The organism is Pseudidiomarina homiensis, assembly GCF_003987225.1.
GTDB classification, from domain to species: Bacteria; Pseudomonadota; Gammaproteobacteria; order Enterobacterales; family Alteromonadaceae; genus Pseudidiomarina; species Pseudidiomarina homiensis.
Window position 1 is genome coordinate 99,389 of record NZ_PIPX01000003.1, and the last position, 16,943, is coordinate 116,331.

Here is a 16,943-nt window from a genome sequence, read left to right on the forward strand (position 1 = left end):
ATGTGCCCCTAATCCGTGCTTAGTCGCGCAGGCCTACGGTCCAGCCGTTGGTCCAATCGTCGTCTTCACTCACCGCGCCGATGAAGTCAACATCATCGAAGAACGGGTCAATGCTGCTTAAGTCAGTTTTTGGTGTAACGGTGACTGGGGCGCCAGAAGCATCAGTCATGTCGCTTGCAGTAACGTAACCTGAAGTCAGCACGCTTGCGCCAGCGCTAAGCGTTACGTTGCCAGTGCCACCTTCAAACCAAGTTTGTGTTTCGGTGTCTTTGAAGTTTTCAGTACAAGCAACCACTGAGTTTTCAATCGACAAATCACCGTTTGCTGCTGCAGTAAGAGTTGCTGCATCATCGATTTCCAAACACTCGCCACGCGCTTCCGTAATCAAGAAGTTATACATCGCGCCGTGCGTACCTTCACGGACCAACACGCCTTCTGATTCGTCAGAGCCGTCAGTTGCAGTGAGTGAGCCGATTGAAGTGAAGTTAGCGATAATCGGATCTGAATAAGGTGTAGCGTCGTTGTTGCCGCTGTTACCGTCGGCTTCGATAGCACGGTTGGCACGGTCATCAGCATGTTTCACAAGGATGTATTGAATCTTACCTTGCCAGCCGTCTGCCCAGTCCAATGAATCATCATCGTTACCGGTCAGAACAACATTTTTCACGTTGGCAGCGCCACCGAAGAACTCGATGCCATCGTCCAAGTTATTGTGAACTTGGATGTACTCTAATGTGGTACCAGAGCCTACAGTGTAGAAAGTGATGCCGTTAAGCTCGTTGTCGAGAGAAACTTCGTAACCGGCGTACTTCACCAATACATAGCGCATGATGCCTGAGTCGTCAGCATTGTCGTCACCGCCGTAGAAGCCAGCGCCGCCCTCACCTTGCAAGACGCAGTTTGCCAGATCGTTTTGGTCACACTTGTTCGAAATACCTAAACCATTGATAACCACACCGCCCCACAAACCACGCGCATTGTCGGCAATATCAAAACCTTCAACTTCTTGTACAGAAGTGAACGTAATCGGTGCGTTGCGGTTACCTTCTGCAATGATGTTGGCACCGCGTGCGATACGAACGAACGAGTCGCCGTCTTCAAATGCAAGGGTTACACCTGCATCGATCGTCAAGGTAGGACCTTCGCGGTTCACGTCAGCAGTCGCTTCAACGTTTTCACCAATGTATAAACCATTTGGGAAAATGTGCGCGCCACCTGGTAATTCAACCAAACGAATGTCGCTGCTCACTGGGTTCTCTGGAGTTGAGAAGCTACGCGGATAAACGCAGTCTGCGCCGATTTTCTCACCACGAATGGTGGTGCCTGATGACTCATACGATGCACAGTTGTTGGTGTCTGGCGTACTACCGCCACCTTCATTCACTGAGTTATCGATTGAAGTAGGGGTTAGGTTGATGTCACCACCACAGCCAGCAAGCAGCATAGAGGCGGTAAAGGCAGAAAGAGCGAAAGCTTTAGTGCGGTTCATGTTAATCTCCGTTGGATTGTAGCCGAAACTGAATTTCGTGAACGCACTTTAAGGACGTTATGTGACACCTAGGTGACGCGTATGTGAACACTTGATGACAATCGGAATGGTTGCGCTTGTCCTTAGTTGGGATAAACTGAGCACAGCTAACTAATGGATGAGTCGATGTCGAGCACCACCAAGATTTCCAAATCCCTCCTCACGAATGTGTTGTCGGTCTATTTTGTCCTGACACTGGTGGTGACCTGTGTGCAGGTGATGGGCGAGTACTTCGATACCAAAAGTCAGCTCGTACAAGAACTGCAAAACCAGCAAAGTACCTTCAGTAACTCCGTTGCGCGATCGCTGTGGGAGTACAACAACCCGCAGATCGAAGCCATTGCTGAGGGCTTGATCAACATCCCTGCCATTGCTGGCGTGATCATCCGTGATGAAGGCAGCGATGTTATCGTAAAGCTTGGTCTCACGGAGAATGTGAACACCTACAATTTGGCGCCTGACGTTGAAGATTACGTGATTGAAGAACACAACGGGCTATTCGGTTATTACTCATCGATTATTTTTGAGTTTGCTGGAACCTCAAACCGCGTCGGTGATGTAACACTATTTTCAACGCGTGATATCGCACTCGAACGTATTCGTTTTAGTCTCTACTTTATTTTCGGCAATGCCATTATCAAAAGTACCTTTTTGATTGTGCTCTTTACCCTGGCCTTCAGTCGTATGCTCAATCGCCCGATGGAAATGTTAACGCAGCAAATCCGTAATTTTCGACTGGATGACCTCGAGCACTCGCGGATTAACCTGAAGAACAACCGCCATGCTGAATTCACCATGCTCGAGCAAGCCTACAACCAACTGCTCGACAACATCGAAGACTATCAAGAAGACTTGAAACGCACGCAGCAACAACTGTTGAAAGTCAACCGCCAGTTAGATGATCAAAACGCCATGCTGGAACAAGAGGTGGCACGGAAGACCTCTAGCTTAAGCCAAGTTTTAACCGACCTTGAACGGCGCAAAAATGAGCTTGAACAACGCCAAGAAAAGCTCGAACGCGAAATTAGACAACGAAAAATCATTGAAGAAGACTTGCGCGAAGCCAACTTGCAATTGCAAAGCTCGGTTACTGCCTCAGAACGCTTACAAGACCAATTGCTTGAAGCCGAAAAACTGGCAGCTCTGGGCCGCTTGGTCGGCGGCATTACCCATGATGTTGGCACCCCGTTGGGCATTGGGATTACCGCAGCAAGCGTGCTCGGCGAAAAACTCGAAGCCATGCGTTCAGCACTCGAGAACCGCGAGCTGACGGAAAGTCAGCTACGTGACTTTCTGACCACGGGCGGCGAAAGCATTGTTTTGCTTGAGAGTAATTTGGCGCGTGCCTCCGAACTCCTTGGCAGTTTTAAACAAGTCGCCGTGGATCAGACCTCCGACGCAGTGCGCGAGATCAATGTGAAACACTATATTGAGAGCGTGCTGCAAGCGCTTCGCCCGCGTTTTAAAAATACACCGCATCAATTTACGCTCGACTGTCCCGACAACATAGTGGTGCGCTGTAACGCTGGTGCCTTAGCGCAAATCGTCACGAATTTAGTCTTAAACTCACTTATTCATGCCTTTGACGATGACCAACAAGGTCAACTCGAGTTAACCATTTCAAGGCACGGTGATGTACTCAACTTGCAGTATCAAGATGACGGTAAAGGCCTTACTGAGTCGCAACAAGAGCAGCTCTTTACGCCATTCTTCACCACCCGCCGCGAACGTGGCGGCAGCGGCTTAGGCACGCACATTATCCATAGCCTCGTCGCACAAACATTCAAAGGTAAAATTTCAATTAAGTCAGCCCCACAAGAGGGCTTGGCTTATACCATCGAACTGCCTATTCAATTTATCGATCGTTAATACGGTCCCAACTCTCACAGCAAGGAACGATGTATGTGGTTTCGTAATTTGCGTATTTATACGTTAGCCGAAGACTTTGAACTGTCGACAGATCTTGACCAAGCGCTCGCTGAGCATAGCTTTAAACCCTGTGGCCGCAGTGAGCTTGCCAGTTTCGGTTGGTCGTCGCCGTTCGGCCCTCGCAGTGAAGTGCTGTTCCACAAAATTGGTGACAGCTACTTATTCTGCGCACGTAAAGAAGAGAAAGTACTGCCCAGCAGTGTCGTTAATGCGCAACTTGAAGAGCAAATCGAAGCCGTCGAAGCCGAACAAGGCCGGCGTGTCGTCGGCAAAGAAAAGCAAACCATGAAAGAAGACCTGGTTCACCGCTTACTGCCGCAAGCCTTCACGCGCTTTAAGTTGACCTGGGGTATGCTCGATATGCAGTTGGGTATTGTCGTTGTTGATGCGTCAGCCAGTAACCAAGCGGAAGATTTTCTCGGTTTATTACGTAGTAGTTTAGGCTCGTTACCGGTGAAACCGTGGTTTAGTGACAATCCGACCGAGCTTTATTTCACGAAATGGCTTAAAGACAGTGAAATCCCCGGCGACTTTGATTTCGGTGATGAGGCTGAGTTACGAGACAGTGACCAAGAAGGCGGCATCATTCGTTGTAAAAACCATGAATTGACCAGCCCGGAAATCTTGGCGCATCTTGAACATGGTAAACAACTCACCAAACTTGGCGTTACTTGGGCTGATCGCATCACCATGGTCATTGAGCAAGATATGGCGATGAAGCGTTTTAAAGCGACGGATATTCTGCTTGATGAACAAGACAAATTGGTAGATGCCAGCGCAGAAGAAAAAATCGACGCTGACTTCGCTTTATTAAGCGGCGAAATCCGTGAACTGTACCCACAGTTGGTTGGTTTATTTAACGACGAAATAAGCGTAGATTAAGTGCGTTTGTGCAACAACATATGTGCAGAAAAACAGAGAGACACTTATTATGACTACTTTACGATTTTCTTTGACCGCACTTGCGAGTGCGATGTTGCTCTCAGCTTGCAGCCAACCCGCAAATGAGACAACTCCTGCGAGTACCGAGCCAGCAGCTGAGAAAACCAGCCACAGCCTAGTGGAAGGTGCCGCGCAACGACTAGATATTTATCAGCCGGTCGATTTAACTGCAGATTTAAATCATCTTTCCGCCGACCAGAAAAAAATGATCGGCTTGCTCATCGATGCTTCAAAAATAATGGATGAGCTTTTTTGGGATCAAGCCTACCCGGGCGACAAGCAAGAGCTTCTTAACGCCATTGATGATCCTAAAGTGAAGCAATTTATCGAAATCAATTACGGGCCGTGGGATCGTCTCAATAACAATGAGCCGTTTTTAACGGGCGTTGATGCCAAGCCCGCTGGCGCCAACTTCTACCCTGCGGATATGAGCAAAGAGGAATTTGAGGGTGCCACTTTTGCTGGCAAGGTTGACCTTTACACGCTGGTGCGTCGCAATCAAGACGGCGAGCTTTACTCGATTCCGTACAACGTGGCGTATACCGAGCAACTGAAAGCCGCCGCTGAATTATTGCGTGAAGCCGCGACCTTAGCTGAAAGCCAAGCCTTTGCGAATTACCTGAAGTTGCGCGCCGATGCTTTCGAGAGCAATAGCTATCAGGCATCTGACTTTGCTTGGATGGACATGACCGATAACGAAATTGACATCGTCATGGGTCCCATCGAAACCTATGAAGATCAACTTTATGGTTATCGCGCCGGTTTTGAATCTTATGTCCTTATCAAAGATATGGACTGGAGCCAGCGTCTCGAAAAATACGCTGAGTATTTGCCAAGCTTACAACGTGGATTGCCTGTAGCCGACGAATACAAAGCCGAGATGCCAGGCTCAGGCGCGCAATTGAACGCCTACGATGTGGTTTACTATGCTGGTCACTCAAATGCGGGCAGCAAGACCATTGCCATCAACCTGCCGAACGACGAACAGGTGCAACTCGAAAAAGGCACGCGCCGCTTACAGCTAAAAAATGCCATGCGTGCGAAGTTTGACGAAATTCTCGTGCCAATTGCCGACGTCCTTATCGTACCGGAACAACGTCAACATATTACCTTCGATGCTTTCTTTGCCAACACCATGTTCCACGAAGTCGCGCATGGACTTGGCATCAAAAACACCATCGATGGCTCGAGTACCGTGCGTCAGGCATTGAAAGAACTGGCTTCTGCGCTTGAAGAAGGCAAAGCCGACATTCTGGGTCTGTACATGGTGACGCAATTGCTTGAGCAAGGTGTGATTACCGAAGGGCAACTTGAAGATTACTACACCACCTTCTTGGCAGGTATTTTCCGTTCAGTTCGTTTTGGCGCTTCAAGTGCACATGGTAAAGCGAACATGATCCGCTTTAACTACTTTGCTGAAGCGGGTGCCTTCACTCGTAACGAGCAAGGTCAATATGCGGTCGACATGGCAGCGATGCGAGCGGCAATGAACAGCTTGTCCGAGAAGATCCTGACCTTACAAGGTGACGGTGATTACCAAGGCGTAGGTGAACTTTTTGCTGAAATGGGCAATGTCCCAGCCGAATTGCAAGCTGATCTCGACCGCTTATCTGCGGCCCAGATCCCTGTCGATATTACCTTCAACCAAGGTAAAGCCACACTCGGCTTGTAAGTCTTACACGCTTTAAGTGTTGCGACCGGCGAGGTAAAACTCGCCGGTCAACTTTCGAAATGCTTCGCTGTACGCCCCGCTCTGATCATGAATCGTCAACTCTTCTTTCGCTACCGCTGCAACTGGCGCTAGCTGCCAACCTTGAATCACTAACTTCACCGGTTTGTTCACGGTCGTCTGAATACTTAGCTCAGTCTTGAGGTGCAGCCCGTGCGCCTCGGCAAGCGTCTGCCATGCAGCAGCTTGTGAGGTCGGCAAGACCCAATACAATGCACCAGAAGCATGTAACGAACGCAGCGCACACAGCAGCCATTGTTGCGGCGCGACACCCCCCTGCCGCGCCGATTCCCGCGCGCTATCACGGCTGCTCAGGTGCTTGGCAAAATAAGGCGGGTTACAAAACACCACATCATAACGCTGCTCAGGTTGCCAGCTCGTCACACAGCACTGGCTTAGATGAATGCGGTCTGGCCATGGACTATGCATGGCATTGTCTTGCGCCTGCGCGACAGCGGCGGCATCAGCATCAAAACCATCAACCTGTGCCTGAGGGGCTCGTTGCGCCGCCATTAATGCGAGCAAACCACTGCCGGTGCCCATATCCAATACCCGCTTAACGCCACCAACGGGCACATAACTACCTAAAAGCAGACTATCGGTGCTGACTTTCATCGCACATTGGTCGTCTTTGATATAAAATTGCTGGCATTGAAAGCCCATTTTGACTCCAACCACAGCGTGATGCTGCAATGAAAGGATGACATCATGACCCCTGACTGGGATCAACTCGAACTCGACGATGACCTTATCGACGTCTTAGTCGCCGCAGAGCTTAATAAGCCCGCCAAAGTGCAACAAGCGGTTATCCCCGCGGCTCTGGCCGGTCAGGACTTGCTGGTCAACTCGCCCACAGGAACTGGCAAAACCTTAGCGTTTTTATTGCCTGCCCTGCAACATTTGCTGGATTTCCCAAGGCAACAGCCAGGCAGCGCTCGGGTGCTGATTCTTGCCCCGACTCGTGAACTCGCACAACAAATTGCCGAGCAAGCCGATGCTTTTGAAGAAACGTCAGGTCTTCGCACCGTGCTCGTTACTGGCGGGGTGAATTATGGCAGTCAGCACAAAATGTTGGAACAGCCGCACGATATTTTAGTGGCTACGCCTGGTCGTCTCTTAGATCTGCTAAATGCCGAACAATATGAACTCGAGCATATCGAATGGCTCGTCATTGATGAAGCTGACCGCATGTTGGATATGGGCTTTGCCAGTGCCGTTGAAATGATCGTGCACTCCGCCTTGCACTTGAAGCAAACCTTACTGTTTTCAGCCACATTGGAAAGCTCTGGGGTGTTGAAGTTCTCGGCGGCCATTCAAAAAGACCCAGAACATATTGTTGTACAACCGCCGAAACGCGAGAAAGGAAAAATTTTACAACGCTGGTACCAAGCTGATACCGCTGAACACAAGTTTCAACTTTTACTCCGTTTGCTTCCAGATTACCCTGGCCGACGAATTATTTTCGTACGCACCCGTGAGAAGGTCGATGAGATTTCTGGCAAACTCTGGAGTGCTGGCATTAAGAACATGACGTTACGCGGCGATATGCCGCAAGATGAGCGGCAAAAAATTATCGCTCGTATGGAGACCTTTGGCGATGCGACCTTGGTCGCCACTGATGTCGCTGCACGTGGCATCGATATCGAAGCGGTTGAACTGGTCGTGAACTATGACCTACCGCGTCAGGCCGACGTCTACTTACATCGAATTGGGCGTACCGGTCGAGCGGGTAAGAATGGTGTTGCGGTGTCACTCGTTGAAGCACACGATGCCGATTTACTGGGCCGTATCGAACGATATCAAGATGGTAAAATCGAACGCCGTGTATTCGCTGAGTTAAAGCCGCAATACAAATTCCCTGACCCGCGGAAGAAAACCAAGAAGAAAAAGAAGAAAGCCGACGCTAAGAAGTCTAAGAAGAAGTCTTAGTACGGCGCTTACGGTGGCGCATAAAGCGCCACCATGTAATCAAATAGAAAGTTGCAGCACCGGCGGCATCGGCCGCCAAATCAGCCCAACTGGACGTGCGATAAGGTAACAGCACTTGCACGTACTCAATCAACAAGCCATAGCCTGATAAGACCAATAAAGCGAGCCAAATCGGAATTGGAAAAGCATGGTGAAAGGCCCACGCCAATACAAAGAATGCGCCAAAGTGGACGACTTTGTCCAGGTGTTCAAAACGCGGCAAGTCGCCGCTTGAAACCTGCATTAAAAAGGCTGCGGTGACTGCGACCAACAACACTAGAAAAATTACTTTTGCCCAATTCTTTGACAGCATCTTTGATCCTTGTGCGAACTGCATCAACCTTTGCGTTTTGGCTGATAAACTCCAACGTTTTCATAACCCTGTTCCTGTAAGTACAAGGCTTGCAACTTACTCATTACACCCTTCTCGCAGTACAGTAGATAATGTTTATCAACGTCAAGTTCCGCAAAAGCCGTAGCTAACTTGAAAAACGGTATGTGCTGCACCGCGACGCCTAACTGGCTCGCGTCAAGTGGTCTTGCTTCTTGCTCGTCCGCGCTACGAATATCAATAATAATCTCACCCGCTTGTGCCGCATCTACGCTATCGACCACATGCGCTTGCTCATCTGTTTGCTCACCAATGTGACGCACTTCTTCAACATTGGCGGCACGCACGACTTGGTACAACAGCTCAGGGTCGAGTTTTGCCTCAGCCTCGAGCACAGCATCACGTTGCGCTTTCACATTGGGCTTCACCGAGATCACGCCACAATATTCTGGCATGCTGCGCGCAATATCCGCCGTGCCAATGTGTTCAGCAATATTAATAATTTCTTGCTTGTCCATGGTGATCAGTGGGCGTAACACAAGGCTATCAATGGCTTCGTCAATCACGGCAAGATTACTCAGGGTTTGACTCGACACCTGACCCAAGGCTTCACCAGTGACTAAGGCGCTCGCATTAATACGTCGCGCGACAATCTGTGCGGTACGTAACATCTGCCGCTTCAACACCACGCCCATCAGGCCGTTGTCGACGTGGGTAAGAATTTCTTCAACCACGGGAGCAAAATCGATGCTGATAAACTTTAATGGATGCGAGCTGGCATAGTTTTCCCACAAATAATACGCCGTCTGTCGTACCCCAGTTTCGTGCCGATCACCGCCTAAGTTGAAGAAGCAAAAGTGCGTCCGAGCACCACGCCGCAACAGTTGAAAACTAGCAACACTCGAGTCAAAGCCGCCGGACAGTAAACTAACGACTGTTTCTTGCGTCGGCAAAGGAAAACCACCAAGTCCTGCTTGTTTGTCACCAAACACGCGTACCACGTCATTATCGATCTCGATGCGCAACTCAACATCCGGACGTTTTAAATCGACCCGCGTACCTGCCACTTGCTGCAACACGCCACCGCCAATATAGCGCTCCAAATCTAAGGAGCTAAATCCATGCTTGCCTTTGCGCTTCACACGCACAGCAAAGCTACGCTGTGTTAACCGTGCGCTCCATGTTGCTAAGACTTGCGCTAAAATCGGCTTAAAGTCAGCCTGTTCACGATCATTTAACGGCAACTCATGGGATTGACTAAACCACGCGATGCCGGGTATGCGCTGAAGTTCTTCGCTTATTTGCTCGGCCACTAGCGGATCATTACTGTCGACATTGACCTCAATGCGATCCCAACACCAGAGTACTTTTACTGGGGTCGCGGCGGGCAATTCAACCCGTTGCAGGATCTTTTTCAGGTTATTTACCAAGACCTTGCCGTAGCGTTTGCGAACACCTTTACTTTTGATGGTGATCTCGGCGTGTAAGCGAATAACAAATTTCATGAACGAACAACTTATTGGATGCTAAAAACGCGCTAGTATAACCGATTTGACGGTCCATCGGAATCAGGGTAACTTGTGCGCGAGCACTTTTAGTCACGTACGAAGTCAGGTAGGCAACATGAGTGATGTCACGTTAGAACAAGCGATTGCCGAGTTAGAAAAAATTGTCGTTCAACTCGAACAAGGCGACCTCCCCCTCGAGAAAGCCCTTGAAGAGTTTGAAAAGGCTGTGCGTTTATCGCGGGTAAGCCAAGAAAAACTGCAACAAGCTGAGCAAAAAGTAAGCCAGCTACTGCAACAGCAAGACGGTGAAAAATTGGCACCCTTTGCCAATGATGCAGACGATCAAGGAGCAGCTTCGTAGTGACCCTTCAAGCTTTGACCGCACCGCAACGAGAAGCTATCAATCGCGTTTTAGAAGAACAATTACAGCTCATCGCATCACCAGCAGCTCGCTTGCATGAGGCGATGCGCTATGCGTTGGTGCTTGGCGGCAAACGCGTCCGTCCATTTCTGACCTACGCGGTTGGCGACATCTGCAGCGCACCGCGCACTACCCTCGATCTCGCCGCGGCAGCAGTGGAGTGCATCCATGCCTACTCATTGATCCATGATGACCTGCCAGCAATGGATGATGACGACTTACGTCGTGGCCAGCCGACCTGTCACAAAGCCTTTGACGAAGCAACCGCTATCCTCGCCGGTGATGCCTTGCAAACCTTGGCGTTTGAACTCCTTAGCAACGCTCAATTGGAGGTGCCAGCGGAGCGTCAGTTGCGCATGTTGCAGGTATTAAGTCGCGCCAGTGGTAGCCGTGGCATGTGTGGTGGCCAAGCACTTGATCTTGCGGCAACCGGCCAACATCTAAGTGAAGCCGAATTGTCGCAAGTACACCAACTGAAAACTGGGGCGCTGATAGAAGCCGCAGTACAACTTGGCGTGCTTGCCGGTAATGATGACGCCCAACAGTACTACGATGACTTCACGGATTTTGCCGCATGGTTGGGATTGGCGTTTCAAGTGCAAGACGACATTCTCGATGTGACCAGTTCCACCGAAACTCTCGGCAAAACCAATGGTAAAGACGAAGCGGCCAATAAAAGCACCTACGTGCAGCTGCTGGGTCTTGAGCAAGCACAAGTAAAGCTCGCGCAATTACACCAGAAAGCGCTTCAAGCCCTGCAAAGAATCCCCTACAATACACAGTTACTAGAAAAGTTCGCAGAACAGTTGTTAAATCGGGATCACTAAACGCATGTCATCTACCTCGCACACCGCACACGGTTCGTATCCGCTGCTTGATACCATTGATACACCAGCAGATTTACGTACGTTAAACGAACGCCAGCTGCCGCAGCTGTGCGCCGAAGTGCGCGAGTTTTTATTGAACTCGGTGAGTCAAAGTAGTGGCCACTTAGCTTCGGGGCTCGGCACGGTAGAGCTGACAGTGGCGTTGCACTATGTCTATGCCACGCCGTATGACCAGTTGGTCTGGGATGTTGGTCACCAAGCGTATCCACATAAAATTTTGACCGGCCGTAAACAACAACTGCATAGCATTCGACAAAAAGATGGCCTGCATCCGTTTCCTTGGCGGCCAGAAAGCGAATACGACACACTAAGCGTGGGGCACTCAAGTACCTCGATTAGCGCGGCGCTTGGCATGGCGATTGCCGCTGAGCGAGAGCGAACCGAACAAAAGGTCGTCGCCATTATTGGTGATGGGGCAATGACCGCAGGTATGGCGTTTGAGGCGCTAAACCATGCCGGTGACATCAAACCGAACATGCTGGTCATTTTGAACGACAATGACATGTCGATTTCCGAGAATGTCGGTGCGCTGAATAACCATTTAGCGCGTGTCTTATCAGGTCGCTTCTATAACTCGGTACGCGAAAGCAGTAAAAAGCTGCTACAAGGCATGCCTGGTATTCAGCACTTGGCCAGCCGCGCCGAAGAACACATGAAAGGTATGGTTGCCCCAGGTACCATTTTTGAAGAGTTAGGCTTTAACTATATTGGCCCGATTGACGGCCATGACGTTAACTTATTGGTGTCCACCTTGCGCAATATGCGCAACCTCAAAGGTCCACAATTCCTCCATATCGTAACGCGCAAAGGTAAGGGCTACGAGCCTGCCGAGAAAGATCCTATCGGTTACCATGGGGTGCCTAAGTTTGACCCTGCAACCACCTCACTGCCAAGTAAAAAAGCCACCTACCCATCGTATTCACAGGTGTTTGGTGATTGGTTGTGTGACATGGCAGCGCGTGACCCGAAGCTCATGGCGGTCACCCCAGCCATGCGCGAAGGTTCTGGAATGGTGCGGTTCTCGCAAGAGTTTCCGCAGCAGTACTTTGATGTTGCTATTGCCGAACAGCATGCGGTGACCTTTGGTGCTGGCCTTGCGATAGGCGGTTACCACCCTGTTGTCGCCATCTATTCGACATTCTTGCAGCGTGGTTATGATCAGTTGATCCACGATGTTGCTTTACAGAATTTACCTGTATTGTTTGCCATCGATCGCGCCGGCATCGTTGGTGCCGACGGCCCCACCCATCAGGGCGCGTTCGACTTAAGCTACCTGCGCTGCATTCCAAATCTCGTTATCATGGCGCCGAGCGATGAAAACGAATGCCGCAATATGCTCTACACCGGCCACCTGCTGCAACAACCCGCAGCTGTTCGCTACCCTCGTGGTAATGGTATTGGCTGTGACATGGACGACGATTTACAGCAACTCGCCATTGGTAAAGGTCGGGTAATACGCGAGCAAGGCGCTGGCAAAGTAGCCATTCTGAGTTTCGGTACCGCACTACATGACGTACTGCCATGTGCCGAGCAACTCGATGCCACGGTCGTCGACATGCGTTTCGTTAAGCCGCTCGATGAAGCACTGATCAATGAACTGGCCGCAGCGCACGACTTACTGGTAACGGTGGAAGATAATGTCGTTGCGGGTGGCGCAGGCAGTGCGGTGGGTGAATATCTGCATCAGCAAGGACTTGCCACGCCGCTGCTACAACTGGGCTTGCCTGACAGCTTTATAAAACACGGTGGTCAGGATGAAGTTCGCAGTGAGCTTGGGCTTGACGCTAAAGGCTTAGAGCATCGTATTCGCGACCGCATGACCAAGATGTAGGATGGCTGCGCTGGCCACACCAGCCAGCAAGTCGTCCAGCATAATCCCCATCCCGCCGTGAAGATGCTTATCACACCAACCGATCGGCCCGGGTTTACGAATATCCAACCAGCGAAACAACACAAACGCAGCGAGTAAGTTAAACCACGTCGCAGGCAAAAAACTCAACGCCAACAGATATCCGGCAATTTCGTCCCATACGATCGCGGGGTGGTCATGCACTCCCAAATGCTGGGCCGTACGTTGACATAGAACAATACCTACAAGCCCCGCAGCGAGGGCAACAAGAACGTACAACCAGCTCGGTAAGCCTTGCAACAGCAGCACCAACGGCACAGCAGCCAAGGTACCAAAGGTGCCAGGCGCTTTCGGTGCCAGCCCACTGCCAAAACCAAGCGATAAAAAATGGACGGGATGCAACAAGGTCTTCGCCGTGACCTTCGGCATGACTTTAGCGGAAGTGTTCATAACCACCAGCTTGCATTGAATCTTCGGTTTCCCATGGCTCGCCGTCACGTTCCAGCCGTAACTTGCCAGGTTCACTGGTAATCCGTCCAATACACGTGGGCTTGGCTGGGTGACGCGCCATTAAGGTGTCAAATACGCCGCGCCGACTCTCAGGAACCGTGAAGCACAATTCGTAATCGTCACCACTACTCAAGGCGAAATGAATCGCTGTATCCGCTGCTACGGATTCTGTGAGCGCTAAACTTAGAGGAATTTCATCAACATCAATGCGGGCTCCGACGTTTGACGCTTTCAGTACATGGCCAAGATCGGCACGCAAACCATCGGAAATATCGATCGCACTCGAGGCGACTTCGCGGAGGTTTTGTCCGAGGGCAACTCGGGGCGAAGGAAAGTACAAACGCTCTAAGACGCGCCGATAATGACTATCCGAAACCGCACAACGCTGTTGCTGACAGGCCAATGCTAAGCCTGCATCACCAAGCGTACCACTTACATAGATCCAGTCCCCTGGCTTCGCTGTATCACGGCGTAGCGCCAAACCATTGGGCACGAAGCCATGTGCGGTAAGCGTCATACTCAAGGGTCCGCGGGTGGTATCGCCACCTACCAATTGGCACCCGTAGTAATCGCAAATCTCGCGCAAACCATGACTAAAGCTGGTTAGCCATTCATGATCGATGTCCGGTAATGTCAGGGCCAGTGACAGCCAAGCGGGCTCAGCCCCCATGGCTGCTAAGTCACTTAAATTGACGGCGGCGATTTTATGGCCAATGGCACGGGCTGGAGTTTGCTGGTCAAAATGCACGCCTGAAACCATGGTGTCGGTCACCACAACGAGTTGGTTATTTTCAGGCACGTTAAGCAAGGCGCCGTCATCGCCGACACCCAGCTCAACATCAGCGCGAGTAGGCCAACGCTGGGTGAAATAAGTGGCTATGAGATCAAATTCACCAAATGCCATAATGGCGAAGCTTACTTGCGGGTCGGGCGCAAACTGTCAATGGCTTTATCGAGTACACCATTAACAAAACGGTGACTTTCATCAGCGCCGAAAGACTTGGCTAACTCAATAGCTTCGTTAATTGCCACTTTGTAAGGCACGTCTAAACGTTCACGTAACTCAAACGCCGCTAACCGAAGTACCGCACGCTCAACTTGATCAAGCTCCGTTAACGGACGATCAAGAAAAGGTGACAAAGCTTCGTCAAGTGTTTTGACTTGGCCAGCAACGCCTCGTACGAGTGCCAAAAAGTAATCAACATCGATTTTACTGGTGTCATTGTCGGTGAGAAATTGAGCTTCGATGTCGCTCATACTGTTCTCACTCAACTGCCATGAATAAATGGCTTGAACCGCTAATTTACGCGCCTTACGGCGTGCAGCAGGTTTCATTGTCTATCCTCTTAAAGCTGTTCTAGCACATTGACCATTTCGAGCGCACTTAAAGCTGCTTCTGCACCTTTATTACCGGCTTTTGTGCCGCTACGCTCAATGGCTTGCTCAATGGTGTCGGTAGTTATAACGCCGTTCGCAACTGGGATGTTGAACTCGTGCATGACACGACTCAAACCGCTATTACATTCGCCCGCAACAAAATCAAAGTGGGGTGTACCACCACGAATCACAGCACCAATTGCAATAACTGCATCATAGTTACCGCTGGCAGCTAGCTTTTTCGCCGCCAAAGGCAACTCATATGCGCCAGGCACTTTCACCACAGTAATCGCATCGTCGCTTACCTGCCCGTAGTGCTTGAGCGTTTGCACCGCACCATCGAGAAGACTATCGACAACAAAATGATTGAACCGCGAAACCACCAGAGCAAATTTTTTACCCGGTGCTGCGATGCCAGCTTCAATAACGTTCATGATTGCATCCTTTTAAAGAAATCGGCGCGATAATAGCACAAATTTTGCTAGCAGGCATGTTGAGGATTTTTACCCTCTGCATGAGCAATCGCTTGCTTCACGCGCGCTAGCTCAGCATCAATGTCACCCGTGATCAGCATTGGCGGACGGATATCGATAACGCGCCTTGAAAAGTCCATAGCAACTGGCACAACGGGAACTTGCGCAGCTTTAGCGATGTGAATAAAGCCCTTCTTCCATTCAGTTACTTTCTTGCGCGTGCCTTCGGGCGCCAATGCGAGAATCAGCTCGTGACGTTGACTAAACTCAGTCACCATTTGCCCCACAACACCTTGTGCAGCGCGCCGATCAACTGGAATCCCGCCAAGCCAGCGCAGAAGGCCATTCACCGGGAAGCGGAAAATGGTGTGCTTACCAAGAAAAGACAGTTTTAAACCTAATGCCAGCATCACAAAAACACCGACAAAAAAATCCCAATTTGAGGTATGGGGAGCGACCGGAATGATAGCTTGGCGGGTATTCGGTAACTCGCCTTCAATGCGCCAACCGCCAAGTAAGCGCATACCAACACGACCTACCCAACGACTGAACCGATTACCACGCGTTGGTAACGGGGCACGCAAGTGCTCAGGAATCTGTGTCATCGTCGTGGTTTATTGACTTGACTCTAATGCGCTGCGCAAGCTTTCTAGTTTTAGCTTCACACGACGCATATTGTCAGGACCCAGCCGCAACATTTGTTTCTGCGCATCGGGTAAGGCTTCTAAAGCAGGGTCCGCAAAGCGATACATTACCGATTCATCGGTTAATTCAATGACGGTACCCACCGACGGTGTCGCCATCAACATCGTAATGGCTTCATTGATAGCCACTTCAGGAGCGGTATCTGGATAACCAATTTCCGCCAGTGCTTCTTGCGCTAATGGCCGGTAATCTTCAAGCATTCCCACAAGAACGTCAGTGTCGAGACTAACAAACCAATCAACTAAGGTGTTGTAGCGGTCATACGAGCGCGGATCGATGTAGATCTTGCCATCTTGTTCCAACACGCGGAATTGTGCTTTTGGTCCTTCGACAACAGCGGCCTCTTTGACCACAATGCCGTTGCGAAGATTATCAACGAACACCACTGCATCGCGGATTAATTGCTCGCTTTGTAAAGGCTCAACGGCCTGCTCTTGTGCTTGCAAGCGCTCGACAATTTCGCTGGTGCTTTGTTGTAAAGGAGGCAGTTCGCGCGCCGGTTTTTCTGGCTCTGGTTCGACCGTTTCAGGCTCTTCTTCGGGTTCGCCCAATTCCACTGTTTCCGCCGGCTCTGCGACCAGTTCAGGTTCCGGCTCTGGCTCTGGTTCAGTCACCGCAACAGGCTGCTCCATTGGTTCTGGTGGTTGCTGTGAATCTTGCGAGAGATACCAAATAATGGCGATAGCAAGCGCAATAACGACCAATAAGGCTATGATAAGTTTACCTTTTCCGCCATTCGTTGTTTGGTCATTAAAGTCTGTATCACTCATTGTCATCTCCTCAAGA

General features: G+C 50.4%; 17 protein-coding genes. 7 read left to right on the forward strand and 10 right to left on the reverse strand.

Annotated elements, in window-relative coordinates; all coding sequences use genetic code 11:
* Positions 1-19: 19 nt before the first annotated feature.
* Positions 20-1,489 (reverse strand): hypothetical protein, encoded by a 1,470-nt coding sequence (locus tag CWI70_RS11370; RefSeq protein ID WP_126773844.1) that lies wholly within the window; start codon positions 1,487-1,489, stop codon positions 20-22.
* A 165-nt stretch (positions 1,490-1,654) separates the two neighbouring features.
* Between CWI70_RS11370 and CWI70_RS11375 the strand changes: the two genes are divergently transcribed.
* The 3 genes from CWI70_RS11375 to CWI70_RS11385 are packed head-to-tail and all read left to right on the forward strand — an operon-like array spanning position 1,655 to position 6,071.
* Positions 1,655-3,397: a sensor histidine kinase gene (locus CWI70_RS11375; protein WP_126773846.1), complete on the forward strand. Its 1,743-nt coding sequence runs from the start codon at positions 1,655-1,657 to the stop codon at positions 3,395-3,397.
* Between the two features lie 33 nt (positions 3,398-3,430).
* Complete coding sequence (gene rdgC / locus CWI70_RS11380; protein ID WP_126773848.1) at positions 3,431-4,339, forward strand: recombination-associated protein RdgC; 909 nt, start codon at positions 3,431-3,433, stop codon at positions 4,337-4,339.
* A gap of 49 nt (positions 4,340-4,388) precedes the next feature.
* Positions 4,389-6,071: a dipeptidyl-peptidase 3 family protein gene (locus tag CWI70_RS11385; protein WP_126773850.1), complete on the forward strand. Its 1,683-nt coding sequence runs from the start codon at positions 4,389-4,391 to the stop codon at positions 6,069-6,071.
* Between the two features lie 12 nt (positions 6,072-6,083).
* On the opposite strand, the gene CWI70_RS11390 is transcribed toward CWI70_RS11385, so the two are convergent.
* The gene (locus tag CWI70_RS11390; RefSeq protein ID WP_126773852.1) at positions 6,084-6,791 is read right to left on the reverse strand and encodes a tRNA1(Val) (adenine(37)-N6)-methyltransferase; all 708 of its coding nucleotides are present in this window, start codon (positions 6,789-6,791) and stop codon (positions 6,084-6,086) included.
* A gap of 45 nt (positions 6,792-6,836) precedes the next feature.
* Here CWI70_RS11390 and srmB point away from each other — a divergent pair, with 45 nt between their 5' ends.
* Entirely contained in the window at positions 6,837-8,057 is a 1,221-nt protein-coding gene (srmB, locus tag CWI70_RS11395; protein ID WP_126773853.1) for an ATP-dependent RNA helicase SrmB, read from the forward strand.
* Here the strand turns inward: srmB and CWI70_RS11400 are convergent.
* Positions 8,041-8,433 carry a VanZ family protein gene (locus CWI70_RS11400; protein WP_126773855.1) on the reverse strand — a complete coding sequence of 131 codons (393 nt, stop codon included), beginning with the start codon at positions 8,431-8,433 and terminating at the stop codon, positions 8,041-8,043. The genes srmB and CWI70_RS11400 overlap by 17 nt on opposite strands.
* The gene (thiI, locus tag CWI70_RS11405; protein WP_126773857.1) at positions 8,433-9,932 is read right to left on the reverse strand and encodes a tRNA uracil 4-sulfurtransferase ThiI; all 1,500 of its coding nucleotides are present in this window, start codon (positions 9,930-9,932) and stop codon (positions 8,433-8,435) included. Before thiI ends, CWI70_RS11400 begins: the two co-directional genes overlap by 1 nt.
* Before the next feature lie 118 nt (positions 9,933-10,050).
* On the opposite strand from thiI, the gene xseB reads away from it, so the two are divergent.
* Genes xseB through dxs form a run of 3 tightly spaced genes read left to right on the forward strand, consistent with a single transcriptional unit; the run spans position 10,051 to position 13,074 of the window.
* On the forward strand, positions 10,051-10,296 hold the full coding sequence (gene xseB / locus CWI70_RS11410) for an exodeoxyribonuclease VII small subunit (protein WP_126773859.1): 246 nt from the start codon (positions 10,051-10,053) through the stop codon (positions 10,294-10,296).
* Positions 10,296-11,183, forward strand: coding sequence for a (2E,6E)-farnesyl diphosphate synthase (gene ispA / locus CWI70_RS11415; protein ID WP_126773860.1), 888 nt, complete (start codon positions 10,296-10,298; stop codon positions 11,181-11,183). Before xseB ends, ispA begins: the two co-directional genes overlap by 1 nt.
* Positions 11,184-11,187: 4 nt before the next feature.
* Positions 11,188-13,074 (forward strand): 1-deoxy-D-xylulose-5-phosphate synthase, encoded by a 1,887-nt coding sequence (gene dxs / locus CWI70_RS11420; RefSeq protein ID WP_126773862.1) that lies wholly within the window; start codon positions 11,188-11,190, stop codon positions 13,072-13,074.
* Here dxs and CWI70_RS11425 read toward each other — a convergent pair.
* The 6 genes from CWI70_RS11425 to CWI70_RS11450 are packed head-to-tail and all read right to left on the reverse strand — an operon-like array spanning position 13,036 to position 16,927.
* A complete protein-coding gene (locus tag CWI70_RS11425; protein WP_126773864.1) occupies positions 13,036-13,542 on the reverse strand; it encodes a phosphatidylglycerophosphatase A family protein in 507 nt (168 codons plus the stop codon). The two genes, dxs and CWI70_RS11425, sit on opposite strands and share 39 nt — an antisense overlap.
* A complete protein-coding gene (gene thiL, locus CWI70_RS11430; RefSeq protein ID WP_126773865.1) occupies positions 13,526-14,506 on the reverse strand; it encodes a thiamine-phosphate kinase in 981 nt (326 codons plus the stop codon). The genes CWI70_RS11425 and thiL overlap by 17 nt, the downstream gene beginning before the upstream one ends.
* Before the next feature lie 11 nt (positions 14,507-14,517).
* The gene (gene nusB, locus CWI70_RS11435; protein ID WP_126773867.1) at positions 14,518-14,937 is read right to left on the reverse strand and encodes a transcription antitermination factor NusB; all 420 of its coding nucleotides are present in this window, start codon (positions 14,935-14,937) and stop codon (positions 14,518-14,520) included.
* Between the two features lie 11 nt (positions 14,938-14,948).
* Complete coding sequence (gene ribH, locus CWI70_RS11440) at positions 14,949-15,413, reverse strand: 6,7-dimethyl-8-ribityllumazine synthase (RefSeq protein ID WP_126773869.1); 465 nt, start codon at positions 15,411-15,413, stop codon at positions 14,949-14,951.
* Positions 15,414-15,460: 47 nt separating this feature from the next.
* Positions 15,461-16,057 carry a lysophospholipid acyltransferase family protein gene (locus CWI70_RS11445; protein WP_241967897.1) on the reverse strand — a complete coding sequence of 199 codons (597 nt, stop codon included), beginning with the start codon at positions 16,055-16,057 and terminating at the stop codon, positions 15,461-15,463.
* 9 nt (positions 16,058-16,066) lie between these two features.
* Entirely contained in the window at positions 16,067-16,927 is an 861-nt protein-coding gene (locus tag CWI70_RS11450; RefSeq protein ID WP_126773871.1) for a DUF3014 domain-containing protein, read from the reverse strand.
* Positions 16,928-16,943 lie beyond the last annotated feature (16 nt).